Consider the following 14,417-nt stretch of genomic DNA (forward strand, 5'->3'; position numbering starts at 1 on the left):
GAGTCGGTGCAGCAGGCGATACGCCTGAATGGCACATTTGTGGAAGGCAATCTGCGAACTCTCACTCTGGGGCGGCTGGCAGCACATGACCCGCAAGCCTTGGCCGCAGAAATTAATGACAAACCTGAGTTAGTGTCGCTGGATTCGGTCGATGAGGTATTGGCGAACCGTACTGCGTTGCTAAATCGCTATCAGAACGAAACTTACGCCGAGGACTACCGCCGCTTTGTGGAGCGGATAAGAGCGCAAGTAAATGGTATTGCAGGTGGTGAGGAGTTTGCCCGGCAGGTCGCACTCACATTGGCCAAACTGATGACCTACAAAGACGAATACGAAGTGGCCCGCCTGTATAGCGATCCAAAATTTATGGCGCGCATTCGCGAGCAATTCAGCGGTGATTTCAAACTGACGCTGAATCTGGCGCCACCGATACTACCGGGCAGGGACAAGGCTACCGGTCGCCCTAGAAAGCGGGAATTTGGTCCGTGGATCCTGAGCGCACTTCGGTTGTTGGCCAAGATGAAGCGCCTGCGCGGCACGGCGTTCGATATTTTTGGCTATTTCCCGGAGCGCAGAATGGAGCGGCGTTTGATCAGCGATTACCGGGCATTGATTACAGAGACGGTAGGCCAGATTACGGTCGAAACGCTGCCAATAGCCATTGAGCTGGCTGCCGCTGCTCGGGATATTGGCGGCTACGGGCCGGTAAAGGATGCATCGGTCACGCGTTATCTCGAAGTTGTGGGCAATTTGAGAGCGGCTTTGCACAACCCGCCTCAAGCCCAGGCCATTGAGCTGAAAGTCACGCAGCTCTAACGACTGGCAACTTGGAAACGTTACGGCTTCGGGCTAAGATACACTCTTATTAATACCCAACACTGTCGATCAGTGTTATACGTGAAAACATTGCTATTCAATGGGTTAGCCAGTCTTTGAGCTTGCTTGGCGCTGAATAGGGCTGGCAATTACCGCTACGTAAAGTCTTACAATACGCCGCAATTCCGAGCTTGATTCAGTCTAATTAGGAGTTTGTTATGTCATCAGATCCGGTCGTTATTGCGTCTTATGCTCGCACACCCATGGGAGGATTGCTGGGGGATTTCGCGTCGGTTAAATCCACTGATCTGGGTGCAGCGGCCATCAAAGCAGCGGTTGAGCGCGCTGGAGTTTCCGGTGACGCGGTAGACCGCGTCTACATGGGCTGTGTACTGCCCGCCGGTCTCGGTCAGGCGCCTGCCCGTCAGGCAGCGCTTGCCGCCGGGCTGCCGCGTTCAGCCCAGTCCACCACCGTGAACAAAATGTGTGGTTCAGGTATGCAGGCACTGATTATGGCCTGCGAAAGTCTGATGGCTGGTACGGCGGATGTGATCGTCGGTGGTGGTATGGAGTCGATGACCAATGCACCCTATCTGTTGCCAAAGCACCGTAGCGGAGCGCGAGCCGGTCACGATGTGGTGAAAGACTCCATGTTTCTTGATGGTCTGGAAGATGCTTACGAGCAGGGCACTGCGATGGGGGTCTTTGCCGAAAACAATGTGAAGAAGTTTGGTTTTACCCGCGAAGAGCAAGACGCATACGCCATTGAAAGCTTGAAGCGTGCCAACGACGCCATCGCCAGCGGTGCCTTCGAAGATGAAATTACACCGGTTGAAGTTGCCACGCGCGGCGGCAACATCACCGTGTCGGTAGATGAGCAACCGGGCAAAGCGAAGGTGGAAAAGATTCCCCACCTGAAACCCGCATTCGCTAAAGACGGCACCGTTACGCCCGCCAATTCTTCGTCTATTTCCGATGGTGCTGCTGCGCTGGTATTAACCCGTGAAAGCGTAGCTAAAAAACTGGGGATGAATATCTGCGCCAAAGTATTGGCCACCGGCTGCCATGCTCACGAGCCGGGTGACTTCCCCAGCGCACCGGTACCGGCGATGAAGAAAGTGATGGCTAGCGTAGGCTGGTCAGTGGCAGACGTAGACCTGTTTGAGGTGAATGAAGCCTTTGCGGTGGTGGCGATGATCGCTATGAAAGAGCTTGAACTGCCGCACGAAAAAGTGAATGTCAACGGTGGTGCCTGCGCTTTGGGCCACCCGATTGGCGCATCGGGCGCGAGGATTATGGCCACTCTGTTGGCGGCCTTGAAAAACCGTGGCTTGAAGCGCGGTGTGGCCGGGATTTGTCTGGGCGGTGGCGAAGCCACTGCGATGGCTGTGGAACTGGTTTAAGCGTTTTTTGTGAGAGCTTGCCTTGCAAGCGACATCTAACATGGCTGGGAGTTCGCGTGAAAAGCAAACTCCTGCAGGGAATAACAATCGAGGGTATTTATGGAAATCAAAGGAATTGCAGCGATCGTCACTGGTGGTGCCTCCGGTCTGGGTGCGGCCACCGCAGAAATGCTGGCTGCTAACGGCGCAAAAGTGGCGCTGTTCGATATGAACGAAGATGCGGGCAAAGCGCATGCAGAAAAGATTGGCGCCACGTTCATCAAGGTTGATGTGACCAACGACGATAGCGTCAACGCGGCGATCGAACAGGCAGAGCAAGCGCACGGTGTTGCCCGTGTACTGGTGAACTGTGCGGGTATTGCCACCGGCGCCAAAACGGTAGGCAAGGAAAACGCGCCGCACCCTATGGATCAGTTTCGCAAAACCGTTGAAATCAATTTGATTGGCAGCTTTAACGTTTTGAGCAAGTTTTCAGCCCGCTTGGCTGCGGCTGCACCGATTGGCGAAGAGCGGGGTGTCATAATCAATACTGCCAGTGTGGCGGCGTTTGAAGGGCAGGTTGGGCAGGCGGCCTATTCTGCGTCCAAGGGTGGCATTGTCGGTATGACGCTGCCGGTCGCGCGGGATCTGGCGCCGCTCGGTATTCGCGTTATGGGTATTGCGCCCGGAATTTTCTACACCCCGATGATGGCCGGTCTGCCACAAAATGTGCAGGACTCGCTGGGTAAGCAGGTGCCATTCCCCAGTCGTCTCGGGCAGCCGAGCGAGTACGCCCAGCTGGCGCAGAGTATCATCACCAACCCCATGCTTAACGGCGATGTCATTCGTCTGGATGGCGCCATACGTATGCCCCCGCGTTAATCGCGTCAGCTTTTTTATCGGAGAAACACTATGAAGTTGCAAACGCGTATTACGCAAATGTTGGGCATTGAATACCCTATTGTACAGGGTGGCATGATGTGGGTCGGGCGCGCCGAGCTGGCGGCGGCGGTATCCAATGCCGGTGGTCTGGGTATTATTACGGCCTTGACCCAGCCCAGTCCGGATGACCTGCGTAAGGAGATTGCGCGCTGTCGTGAGCTCACGGATAAACCTTTTGGTGTAAACCTCACCATATTGCCGTCGGTAAATCCGCCGCCGTATGCTGAATATCGCAAGGCCATCATAGATAGCGGTATCAAGATTGTTGAAACCGCGGGCCACAATCCGCGGGAACATGTTGAAGACTTCAAGGCTAACGGTATAACCGTGCTGCACAAATGCACCGCTGTGCGTCACGCCCTATCGGCTGAACGCATGGGTGTGGATATCATATCCATAGACGGTTTTGAATGCGCGGGGCATCCCGGTGAAGATGATATTCCCGGACTGATCCTGATTCCGGCTGCGGCCGACAAGGTGAAAATTCCGATGCTGGCCTCGGGCGGTTTTGGTGATGGTCGGGGACTGGTGGCGGCACTGGCGTTGGGTGCCGAAGGAATCAACATGGGCACCCGCTTCTGTGCAACAAAAGAAGCACCGATTCACGACACCATCAAACAGTTGTTGGTGGATCAGGATGAGCGTGATACTAATCTGATCTTTCGCTCGCTGCGCAACACCGGTCGCGTGGCCAAGAACAGCGTGTCGGACAAAGTGGTGGAAATCCTGAAGAACCCGGAGTCCACTTTTCAGGATGTGTCGCATCTGGTTAAAGGTGCCGACGGCCGCGTGGCACTGGAAACTGGAAACCCGGATGCCGGTCTGGTCTGGGCTGGTCAGGTGCAGGGCTTGATCAACGATGTGCCGAGCTGTGAGGAACTGCTGCAGCGCATCGTGAAAGATGCCAGAGACATCATCAACAGTCGCCTGCCAGGCTTCGCCGCTTAAGTACTTAATGCAAGTGCCTAACGTTAGTGATTAGCTCGCCGCACGTAATGAGTGCCTCGCTCTCCTGACAGGCGCGGGAGGTACTCATTGTATTAGTTCAGTACTTCAAGCGTGCGCAATAGAATCACTGGAATCGTTCTTCCGTACTCGGCTTGCGCCGCATGCCAGTATTGCACGATGCGAGGGTTCACATCCGCCATGGCATCCCAATACTGCAGCCGTTCGGCTTCCGTAATCTGCTGTGCTCGAACACGCCGTTTTTCCCGTCTGAATTGAATATCGAACTCGGGATGGGCCCGCATATTGTAGTACCAGGCGGGCATTTTTGGGCCGCCGTTATTGGATGCCAGTATCAGCAGACCTTCGGGATGGTCATAGCAGGCTACGGGAATGCTTCGTATCTGCCCGGATTTAGCGCCAATCGTATGCATCATGACCATGGGGATGCCCATCAAGTTGCTGCCGATGCGGCCGCCGGTAGCTTGATATATCGATCGGTGTATGCGGGTAACCCATTGCCAGTCTGCCATGTGGTACTCCGTCTAATTGTTGTTGAACAGTTCCAGAAGCCGTTTGTCGACCCAGCTGTCGAGCCGGTAATTGCTCACATAACCGCAGTGGCCGCCATGAGCGGTGGATTCGACCGTGAGATTAGGCGCTTTTGCCAGGTTCGGCAAATCCTCTGCGCCACAGATGGGGTCGTCCTGGGCGGCGATAATGTGGCAGGGGGCCTCCAGATGCGACAGGGCATCACCAATAATGGCGTAGGCCAGCAAATAGGTATTGGCGTCCTTGAAGCTGGTGAAACGCGGTACAAAAAACTGATTCATCTCGCGCAGAGATTTCAGTGTAAGCAGATCTTTCTCGTAACCCAGTTCGGGGAAGTGTTTGAGCTTTGTGCGCAGTGAGCGTTTCCATTTTCGGACAAAATATTTTTCGTATAGCCACCAGCCGCTATCAAGCGCCTCCATGGTATTGACCGGGTTGAGTACCGGGCAGATCGCCGCCACCTGATCTAGCCGAATGGCGTGATCCCGGCAGTTGGCAGCCACCCGCAGCGAAAAATTGCCGCCCAGCGAAAACCCCGCCAGATAATTGCGCTCATGTGGGAAGGTGGTTTGAATCCATTCCACCGCACCGAGTGCATCTGTCAGGCGTGTTGACGTGAACAGCTCTTTGTTCAGATGATGGCTGGGGCCGTGGTCGCGCTGGTTCAGACGAAATACGTTGTAACCGGCTTCAAACAATGCGCCGCCAGAAGACAGCATATAGGTGGATTTAGAGCTACCTTCCCAACCGTGAATCAGTATCACGAGCCCCCGATTCTCGCCGCTTTGCTCGGCATATTCTCCGATCAGTCGGGTGCCATCGCGGCATTCAACCAATACCTCGCGGCTGGCCGCTTCCAATTTGCGGGCGCGATTACCAATGCGCAATCTACGCAGGCGAGTAGAGGCGAGAAGGGATTGAACATGGGCGTTGCGTAACAGGGGTGGGGGCTGAAAATGTGTCATGGGCTCCGGAAACCGATGTAGGGTGCGCTTACCTTAGCCTAATCCAAGCGGAGGATAAACGTGTTCTGTGGGTTGATTTGCAAATAGGCATTACCCAGAATGGGGCGATTTTTTTTTACTACGATAATTAGCAAGTTGAGGTCGTTATGGGGAAGAGTAAGGCGGGATTGGCAGTATTGTCCGCACTGGTGGCGCTGCCAGGCGCTGCCGGGGCGCAGACACGCAGCACACAGCTGGAAGAGGTGGTGGTTACCGCCCAGAAGCGGGCTGAATCTCTGCAGGACACACCTATATCACTGGCGGCCTTTTCCGGCGACCAGTTGGAGCAGTTCGGCATAGACGATTTGGGCGATATTACAGCCCGCACTCCCAACGTGGATATTACTCCGTTTCCCAACAGCCGCAGCTCGCTGGTGATCTTTATGCGAGGGGTTGGCAATAACGATAGCCAAACCACGCAGGACCCGGCGGTCGGGATCTATTTCGACGGCGTATACGTGGGGCGCAGCATTGGTCTGACCAAGGATGTGGCGGACCTTGAGCGTATTGAGATTTTGCGTGGCCCCCAGGGAACCCTGTACGGTCGCAATACCACTGGTGGGGCGATTAATATGATCAGCGCCAAGCCTGCTGGGGAGTTTGCCTTAAAGGGTGTATTGGCGGCCGGTAACCGAGACTACCAGAAGGCCTTGGTTCAGCTGGACACGCCGACCATTGCCAATCTCAGCGCCAAAATCAGTTACTCCAAGGCAGAAAAGGGGCCCTGGGTTGAAAATGCCAAGGGCGGTAAAGGCTTTGTAGAAGAAGATCGCGAAGCCGGTCGCTTTGTTCTGCGCTGGGATATCAGCGATACGTTTTCTCTGGATTACGCCTACGACATATCGGAAATTGTTGGTCCGCAACCCTATTATCAGGTGTTGCGTATTAATGAAGACCGGGCAGTGACGCCGCAAAATCTGGCTGATGCCATCGCCGGTGGTGCATCGCAAGACACCATTAACAACCTGCAGAATGATCTGCTGGTGGGAACGCTCTTCACACCGCAGTTTCGAGAGCGCGCCAGCGAAGATCGCCTGAGTAAAGGTGAGTGGGATGTGCCGGTCGAAGATTCAGTGACCGAGGTCAGTGGCCACACATTGACCCTCACTTGGGATTTGCCTTTTGGTACGCTGAAATCGATCAGTGCCTATCGCGAAGTATCCGAAGACGTGATCATGGACTATGGCGCGGGGGTTGAGTGGTTTGATGTCATGGTGGCCATTGATCAGGATCAGACCTCTCAGGAACTACAGCTGGTCGGCGATATCGGAGAGTCGGTCAACTATGTGGCAGGGCTATACTATTTTGAGGAGAATGCCTTCGAACATGAGGTAGACACCATCGGTGGCTCGGTCGGTGAAGACAGAACCATCACCTCGGAAAACAAGGCATCGGCGATTTATGGTCAGCTGAGCTGGACGCCAGAATCACAGCGCGACCTGACCTTGACAGTGGGTGCGCGCTACACCGAAGACGATCGCTGCGCAGAAAAGTACAGCATCAATTTCACCAATTCGCCTAATAATACCCAGCAGGCCTGTGACACCTGGAGCAACTTTAACCCGAGCATCACAGCCTCCTACGACATCAATGATCAGGTAAACACCTATGCCAAAGTGGTTACCGGATACAAATCGGGAGGCTACAACGTTCGTTCCACGGAGGCCGGGTTTCAGCCGGCCTTTGATGAAGAGGAAATGATCGCCTATGAAATTGGGGTGAAATCCACCCTGGCAGATAATCGGGTGCGTTTGAACGCAGCGGTGTTCCGCAGTGACTACACAGATATGCAGATCCAGCAGATTCTGGATAATACGGCGGTTTTCCTGACAGACGTTTTTAACGCCGGGGAAGCCGAGATTCAGGGGTTTGAATTTGACCTGACGGCGATCCTGTCGGAAGGCCTCACCTTGAACCTGGGCTACGGTTACACCGATGCAGAATTTGTTGAGGTTATCGACAATAACCCGAATTCGGCGACTTTCCGGCAGGATGTCAGCGACCGCTACATCATGCCCTATGCTCCGGAAAACACTTACAGCTTGGTGCTGGAGTATCAGTTCCCGTATTTCGGTATCGGCAATCTGCGTGCAATCGTGGACTATAACTGGCGCGACGAGCGCTACGGCACTGCCAGTAACGACGATATGGAAGGCTTCTTTCTGGATGATTACGGCCTGTTAGGCGCGCGCCTTAACTGGTCCGAAATTGATCTGGGGGGCTCTGAATTGAGCCTCGCGTTGTGGGGTAAAAACATCACTGACGAAGAGTACCTAGTCCACGATATCAGCCAGGCCTATTTCCACAGCGGCTACTTTGGCGAGTTGGCCAGCTATGGCCTTGACGTCACTCTGCAGTTTTAACGGGGGCGCTAAGCCGCCTGTTCCGTGGTTCCCTTGCATCGAAGATACCGGTGCAAGGGAGCTGCAGGGTCATAATGGGATGGGCGCTGCCGTTGAGCAGTGGTTTAGCTTCAGGGGCCGTCGCGAGGTTCGATATTCTCGTAGCTCAGATAATCGTTTTTCATTCTCTTAATCTTCCACTCGCCATCAATCTTCTCGTAGTTTTCAAAATACTGAACATTGATGCGGCTGCCCACTTGCTCGCTGTGCCTGAGCAGAATTACCTGTACTAACCAGCGGCCACTGGCGGTAGTGTCAGAGGTAATATCAAGGAGGCCATTGGCGCCGCGGGGCATCTGTTTGACCAAGTCTTCACTGTGCAACACCATGTCGAAAAATGATCTGATAGCTTCGGTGCCACTCAGTTCAATGCCCATGCCGTATTCGAGAAAGGCGTCAGGGGTAAAGCAGTTCACCAGCGCATTGACGTCCTTGTCCAGAATGGCGAACCAGTAGCGGTAGCGCAGTTTTTGTATGTCGCTTTCTGCTTCCAGGCGGGCTAGCCGGCGTTCCAGGTCAGTCATAATTCATCCTCTATCGCCAGCTGTTGTGGGCCAGCGTTTGTTATTGTCAGGAGGGATTAGGGCAGATCGAGCCCCGGATCGTCAATTGCAGTGTTGGGGGGCAATCAGATTACTGAGGCTTGGGTTCTGCACAAAGTGCAAAAGCCAAGCCTCGCAAGCAAGTTCCGGGGTTAGCGCTTCACAATGACCGACGAGCCATGCCCAAACAGCCCCTGGTTGGCGGTAATGCCGACCTTCGCGTTGTCCACCTGCCGATCACCGGCCTGCCCACGCAACTGCCAGGTCAGCTCACACACCTGGGCCAGTGCCTGCGCCGGAACGGCTTCGCCAAAGCAGGCCAAGCCGCCAGAGGTATTTACCGGCAGGCGCCCGCCAAGTTTAGTAGCACCTTCGCGTACCAGTTTAGCGCCCTCACCGCGGGCACAGAACTGGAGGTCTTCGTACCAGTCGAGCTCAAGCGCGGATGACAGGTCATACACTTCGGCAACGCTTACGTCTTCCGGTCCAATGCCAGCCTGTTCATAGGCCTTTATCGGTAGCAGCGCGCGAAAGCGCTGTGCGTCGACACCGGCAGCGGCCGCTGAATCGGTAGCGATATCCGGCATTTCGACGACTTCACTGGCAAAGGTTGGGGTAACGGTCGAAATCGCCGCAACCTTTACCGCATCGCCTTTGCCCATTTTTTTTGCGTAATCCATGCTGCAGACTATCAGAGCAGCGCCGCCGTCCGAGGTGGCACACACATTCAGCAGGCGCAGCGGGTCGGCAACCATGGCTGATTGGGCGACATCGTCCAGCGTGAACTTTTTCTTGTAGCGAGCGTTGGGATTGGTAAAGCCGTGTTCGCTGTTTTTTACTTTCACCAGACCGAAGTCTTCTTCAGTGTCGCCGTACACGTCCATTCGGCGGCGGGCGTACAGCGCAAAGTAAGTGGGGTTTGTGATGCCCAGGTAAAAGCGTACCCAGTCCGGGTCTTCTGGGCGGTAGCCTTTGGCCGGAGCCAAAAAGCCCTTGGGTGTGGTATCGGCACCCACCACCAGCGCCACTTCGCATTCGCCGCTGAGGATTTTAGTGCGCGCAGCTGCCAGTGCCTGTGAGCCGGAAGCACAGGCGGCATAAGAGGTGTTTACTTCTGCACCCTGCCAGCCCAGTGCCTGTGCAAAGGTAGCGCCGGCCACATAGCCGGGGTAGCCGCAACGCATGGTGGCGGCACCGGACACAAAGCCCACGTCTTTCCAGTCAATGCCGGCATCGGCTATGGCTGCGCGAGCCGCGTGTACGCCGTATTCGACAAAATTGTTGCCCCATTTGCCCCAGGGGTGCATACCAACGCCGAGAATGGCGATATCGTTACTCATAATCTTCTTCAGCTCCCTTACGCGACCGGTTTCCACTTCCACGTGACCTTGGTGTCTTCCTCGGTCTCGTGGAGGGTTTCAAGCACCAGTTCAACGTCCATGCCGACTTTCAACTGATCTACATCGACGCCCTTGATCACCTGCCCAAGTACTATCATCTGCTCTTCGGCCAGCTCAACAGCCGCGATGGCGTAGGGCACAAAGGGATCGTCGGCCACAAACGGCTCCGGTGGTTTGTAGCAGGCATTGGTGTAAGACCAGATTTTGCCGATTCGGCTCAATGGTACTTCGCTGAACTCGCTGCTATCGCAGGACGGATTGCGACAGTACTTCAGCATTTTCGGGAAGTAGTAGGTGCCGCAGCTGTCGCAGCGGCTGCCGAGCAGCTGCGGCTTTTCGGTGTCGAGGGTGTGCCAGCCTTCAATGGCGGCATTGACGGGTTTTGCACTCATTCAGAGGGTCTCCGGCGAGTTTATACCAATAGGCGACAATACTAGCTTTCAGGCCGTGGGAACAACAGCGAATCCGGCCAGATTACTGGCCCAATACGCCGTTTGGGTGACGGCAATTGTCAGCGGAGGTTGACTGGATATGTCAGTGCTTTGAGAGGATTCGCTATTGTTCTGTTCGGGCCAGTGCCTATGATGTTGTTTTGTTTGGCGGCGACCGCCGCCAGCCCCTTGCTGGCAAACGAGGACGAGTAATGAAAGTCGAATTTACGCCGGAACAGGAAGCGCTGCGCACGGAGCTGCGTGCCTACTTCAATGATTTGATGACCCCTGAACTCAAAGTGGAGTGCGACCGAGATATGGGGGAGGGCGGTGGCCCGCTGTGGCGCGAGGCCCTGCTGAAGATGGGGCGCGATGGCTGGATCGGTGTGGGTTGGCCGAAAGAGCTTGGCGGCAAGGGCATGAGCCCTATTGAGCAGTTTATTTTTGTGGAAGAGGTGATGCGTGCGGGTTACCCCTTCCCCTTTCTCACCACGGAATCGGTAGGGCCGCAGTTAGCCGAACACGGCAACGAATGGCAGAAGAAAAACATTGTTCCTAAAATTTTGACAGGCGAGTGCCTCATTGCCATCGGTTATTCGGAGCCGGGCGCTGGTACCGATCTGGCTCGATTGAAAACCACCGCGGTGAAAGACGGCGATGAGTGGTTGATAAACGGCCAGAAAATGTGGACCTCCCTGGCCCATTTCTGCGACTACGTGTGGTTGGCCTGCCGAACGGATCAGGATGCGGAAAAGCCACACAAGGGAATTTCCATGTTCCTGGTGCCGACCTCAGATCCAGGTTGGAGCAGCACCCCGGTGGTGACGCTGGGTGGTGTGCGCACCAACGCAACTTACTACGACAACATCCGCGTAACTGACGACGCGCTGGTGGGCGAACTGAACAAAGGCTGGAAGCTCATTACTGGTCAGCTCAATCGCGAGCGTTTGAGTCTGGTGAATTGTGGCCCAACTCAACAGCTGTTTAACGGTGTCGTGAAATGGGCGCAGGAAACCGAACTGCCCGAAGGCGGTCGACTGATCGACCAGCCCTGGGTCCAAACCAATCTGGCAAAAGTGCGCGCCGGTGTCGAAGCGCTAAAGTTGGTTTGTTACAAACAGGCCTGGGCCATGACTGAGGGAACTTTGGATATGGCGGATGCTTCTGCGGCGAAAGTCTATGGCTCCGAATTTTTTATCGAAGTTTACCGAGCGCTGGGTGAAGTTATGGGGCAGATGTCACTGGTCAGTGAGCACTCGCCTAACGCTCAGCAACACGCATCCCGGGTTGAACGTCTGTATCGCACGGCGTCGATTATCACTTTTGGTGGTGGTACCAACGAAATTCAACGCGACATCATTTCGGCGGCGGGCCTGTGGATGCCGCGCGCAGCACGCTAAGCGAGGACTGACTTATGAATTTTGGATTCAGCGAAGAGCAACGCGACGTACAGAACCTGGCCCGGGAAATCCTGTCTGATCAGGTGTCGCCGGAATCATTGAAAGCCAGCGACGACTATGCAGCTGAGCGATACGATGGCGCGCTGTGGGCGAAATTGGCAGAGGCCGGTCTGCTCGGTGTAGCCCTGCACGAAAGCTATGGCGGCATGGGCTTCGGTTTTACCGAGCTGGCGCTGTTTGTGGAGGAAGTTGGTCGCACTATCGCACCGGCGCCGGTGATTCCGGTGTTGGTCTCGGCCGCTTTGCCGGTGCAGCAGTTTGGCACGGATGAACAGAAGGAGAGACTGCTGCCGGGGGTGGCCAGTGGCAAGATCCTGCTCAGCGCGGCGTTGATGGAGCTCAACAACGAAAATCCGGCGACGCCATTGCTTACCCATGCAGAGGCTGACGGCTCTGGTTTCACGGTGTCGGGCAAAAAGTTGTGTGTACCGTTTGCGCAGCGGGCCGAACGCATTGTGGTTTCGGCGAAAACAGATAGCGGTGTGGTAGCGCTGCTAGTGGATCCGAACGCTGCGGGTGTGACCCTCAATGCCATGAAAGTTACCACCTATGAACCACAGTACGAAGTGGTGCTGGAGAATGTGAGTGTAGCCGCCGAGGATGTATTGGCGGGGGCCGACACCGGTGCGGAGGTCATGCAATGGCTGACCGAGCGCACTACCGCGGCCCTGTGCGCACATCAGGTGGGTGTGACTGACTGCGCGATGCGTATGACAGCTTCATACACCGCCGAGCGTAAACAGTTTGGTGTGCCTATCGCGACTTTTCAGGCAGTAGGACATCGCGCTGCAAACTGCTTTATTGACGTGGAGTGCCTGCGCTTGAATACCTATCAGGCGGTGAGTCGCTTGTCGGGTGGCTTGCCTGCCACAAATGAGGTGCAGATTGCCAAGATCTGGGCTGGTGACGTTGGGCACCGGGTTAGTTACGCGGCTCAGCACTTGCACGGCGGCATGGGGATAGATCGCGATTATCCGCTTTGGCGCTACTGCACCTGGATGCGCCATAATGAGTTGATGTTGGGCAGTTCTGCGAAAAATCTGGCGGCGTTAGGCAAGCGAATCGCCGCTGGTGAGGCGTTTTGTCAGTAAGGCTATTGGGCTCTCGCTTGCCGTTGGGAAGCGAGAGCCCACCTTAGGTACGGTATACAAGTAATAGAACTCCGTCGCATTCCCAAATCCCTTCCTTGCCCCCTCGCGCGGGCTATGCTTCCATCGTGGTTTTAGTCTGAGCTCCTATTCCCATGATGCGAAATTTCAGCGCCGCCTTTTTCCGTGGATTGATCGTTCTGTTACCCGTTGTGATCTCGATCCAAGTCACCATCTGGGTCTTCAAGACAATGGAATCCTGGCTGGCGCCAGGGCTGAAAGCTATTTTGGGCGGAGTTTACTTTCCCGGCATGGCCATTATTTTGGTTGTGTTACTTACCGCGATTATCGGTTTCAGCTCGCGCTGGCCTGCGGCTGATTTCTTCTGGGGCCTGCCAGGCCGGCTACTCGAGCGCTTGCCAGTACTCAAGCAGATCTACGGTGCGCTGAAGGAAGTCATGGATATCATGGGTGGCAAGAAGTTTGAGGAAGAGTCCGTGGTCATGGTGGAGCTGCCCGGTACTGAGTCGAGCCTCATCGGTATTGTGACCGTGAACAAGAAGGGGAACGGGAATACCATCGCCAGCGAACTCAAGGAAGATCAGATCGCGGTCTATTTGCCGATGAGTTACCAGGTAGGGGGGTATACCGTGATCGTTCCTAAAAAATATACTCGCCCCTTGAAGCTCACCCCGGCTGAAGCTCTGCAACTGGTGTTAAGCGGCGGTGTTATTTCTGAGAAAACGCGGGGCGTTCTAAAAGCCGGCGAGCAAAAATAACATTACTGCTCAGCCAGCTTCTGTTCAATGATGTTCTGGTAATTACGAATACGTTGCACGTAAAGCACGGGCTCGATGCCCCGAGCATAGCCGTACTTCAGGTTTTTGTAGTATTTCTTTTCGGCCATTAGCGGTAGTACCGCTTCGATATCTGCCCAGCGGTACGGATTTTTGTCGAGCCTTCGGGCTAGCGTTTGCGCATCATGCATATGGGCGCGGCCTAGATTGTAGGCGGCCAGTGCCAGATAGGTACGATCCGGTTCAGGGATATCCTTGCGAAAGCGAGAACGCATTTTAGCCAGGTACTTGGCGCCGGCAGGTATCGCCTGTTCTGGCTTAAGCCGGTTTTTTACGCCCAGTGATTTCGCAGTACTGCGGGTTAGCATCATGATTCCCTTGACCCCGGTGGGGCTGGTGGCTTTGGGGTTCCAGTGGGATTCCTGGTAAGCCTGGGCCATCAGCAGGGTGGGGGGGATTTCATGTTTCCTGCCGGCGTCTTCGAACAATTGGCGATACTTGGGTAGACGAGTTTTTATGCGTCTCACCAGCGCTCGGGTGTCCACAAAGTCAAAATTGTCTATGTAGCTGTAGTAGCGGTGTTCCACCAGCTGCAGTGCTCTGTCGCCGGCCTCGCTGTTAAAAAAACGATCAGCCGCGCGTTTCAGTCCGGTGGC

14 protein-coding genes are annotated in these 14,417 nt (G+C 55.2%); 8 read left to right on the top strand and 6 right to left on the bottom strand.

What is annotated here, in order from left to right:
• The 4 genes from ABYP39_RS11940 to ABYP39_RS11955 all read left to right on the top strand — a co-directional run.
• Positions 1 to 816: DUF6537 domain-containing protein (locus tag ABYP39_RS11940; protein ID WP_372782727.1), on the top strand; the 816-nt coding region annotated here is incomplete at its 5' end.
• Between the two features lie 218 nt (positions 817 to 1,034).
• On the top strand, positions 1,035 to 2,219 hold the full coding sequence (locus ABYP39_RS11945; protein WP_372748190.1) for an acetyl-CoA C-acyltransferase: 1,185 nt from the start codon (positions 1,035 to 1,037) through the stop codon (positions 2,217 to 2,219).
• Positions 2,220 to 2,318: 99 nt separating this feature from the next.
• Entirely contained in the window at positions 2,319 to 3,080 is a 762-nt protein-coding gene (locus ABYP39_RS11950; protein WP_372748191.1) for a 3-hydroxyacyl-CoA dehydrogenase, read from the top strand.
• Between the two features lie 30 nt (positions 3,081 to 3,110).
• Positions 3,111 to 4,088 (top strand): NAD(P)H-dependent flavin oxidoreductase, encoded by a 978-nt coding sequence (locus ABYP39_RS11955; RefSeq protein ID WP_372748192.1) that lies wholly within the window; start codon positions 3,111 to 3,113, stop codon positions 4,086 to 4,088.
• 92 nt (positions 4,089 to 4,180) lie between these two features.
• Here ABYP39_RS11955 and ABYP39_RS11960 read toward each other — a convergent pair whose 3' ends face one another.
• Both ABYP39_RS11960 and ABYP39_RS11965 read right to left on the bottom strand, forming a co-directional pair.
• Positions 4,181 to 4,618, bottom strand: coding sequence for a nitroreductase family deazaflavin-dependent oxidoreductase (locus tag ABYP39_RS11960; protein ID WP_372748193.1), 438 nt, complete (start codon positions 4,616 to 4,618; stop codon positions 4,181 to 4,183).
• A gap of 12 nt (positions 4,619 to 4,630) precedes the next feature.
• Positions 4,631 to 5,602, bottom strand: a complete 972-nt coding sequence (locus ABYP39_RS11965) for a YheT family hydrolase (protein ID WP_372764447.1) — start codon at positions 5,600 to 5,602, stop codon at positions 4,631 to 4,633.
• 146 nt (positions 5,603 to 5,748) lie between these two features.
• Between ABYP39_RS11965 and ABYP39_RS11970 the strand changes: the two genes are divergently transcribed.
• Positions 5,749 to 8,004 carry a TonB-dependent receptor gene (locus tag ABYP39_RS11970; RefSeq protein WP_372782729.1) on the top strand — a complete coding sequence of 752 codons (2,256 nt, stop codon included), beginning with the start codon at positions 5,749 to 5,751 and terminating at the stop codon, positions 8,002 to 8,004.
• Positions 8,005 to 8,114: 110 nt separating this feature from the next.
• On the opposite strand, the gene ABYP39_RS11975 is transcribed toward ABYP39_RS11970, so the two are convergent.
• From ABYP39_RS11975 to ABYP39_RS11985, 3 genes are all read right to left on the bottom strand, one after another.
• Positions 8,115 to 8,567 carry a nuclear transport factor 2 family protein gene (locus ABYP39_RS11975; RefSeq protein ID WP_372758195.1) on the bottom strand — a complete coding sequence of 151 codons (453 nt, stop codon included), beginning with the start codon at positions 8,565 to 8,567 and terminating at the stop codon, positions 8,115 to 8,117.
• A gap of 170 nt (positions 8,568 to 8,737) precedes the next feature.
• The gene (locus ABYP39_RS11980) at positions 8,738 to 9,925 is read right to left on the bottom strand and encodes a lipid-transfer protein (RefSeq protein ID WP_372764744.1); all 1,188 of its coding nucleotides are present in this window, start codon (positions 9,923 to 9,925) and stop codon (positions 8,738 to 8,740) included.
• Positions 9,926 to 9,942: 17 nt separating this feature from the next.
• On the bottom strand, positions 9,943 to 10,377 hold the full coding sequence (locus ABYP39_RS11985) for a Zn-ribbon domain-containing OB-fold protein (protein WP_372782731.1): 435 nt from the start codon (positions 10,375 to 10,377) through the stop codon (positions 9,943 to 9,945).
• 251 nt (positions 10,378 to 10,628) lie between these two features.
• Between ABYP39_RS11985 and ABYP39_RS11990 the strand changes: the two genes are divergently transcribed.
• The 3 genes from ABYP39_RS11990 to ABYP39_RS12000 all read left to right on the top strand — a co-directional run bounded on the left by ABYP39_RS11990 (position 10,629) and on the right by ABYP39_RS12000 (position 13,743).
• On the top strand, positions 10,629 to 11,816 hold the full coding sequence (locus tag ABYP39_RS11990) for an acyl-CoA dehydrogenase family protein (protein WP_372748857.1): 1,188 nt from the start codon (positions 10,629 to 10,631) through the stop codon (positions 11,814 to 11,816).
• 14 nt (positions 11,817 to 11,830) lie between these two features.
• Positions 11,831 to 12,967: an acyl-CoA dehydrogenase family protein gene (locus ABYP39_RS11995; protein WP_372782733.1), complete on the top strand. Its 1,137-nt coding sequence runs from the start codon at positions 11,831 to 11,833 to the stop codon at positions 12,965 to 12,967.
• Positions 12,968 to 13,119: 152 nt separating this feature from the next.
• Positions 13,120 to 13,743 carry a DUF502 domain-containing protein gene (locus tag ABYP39_RS12000; RefSeq protein WP_372748859.1) on the top strand — a complete coding sequence of 208 codons (624 nt, stop codon included), beginning with the start codon at positions 13,120 to 13,122 and terminating at the stop codon, positions 13,741 to 13,743.
• A gap of 2 nt (positions 13,744 to 13,745) precedes the next feature.
• Here the strand turns inward: ABYP39_RS12000 and ABYP39_RS12005 are convergent.
• Positions 13,746 to 14,417: transglycosylase SLT domain-containing protein (locus ABYP39_RS12005; protein WP_372782735.1), on the bottom strand; the 672-nt coding region annotated here is incomplete at its 5' end.

The sequence above is a fragment of the Litorivivens sp. genome, from assembly GCF_041625495.1.
GTDB lineage: Bacteria > Pseudomonadota > Gammaproteobacteria > Pseudomonadales > Spongiibacteraceae > Litorivivens.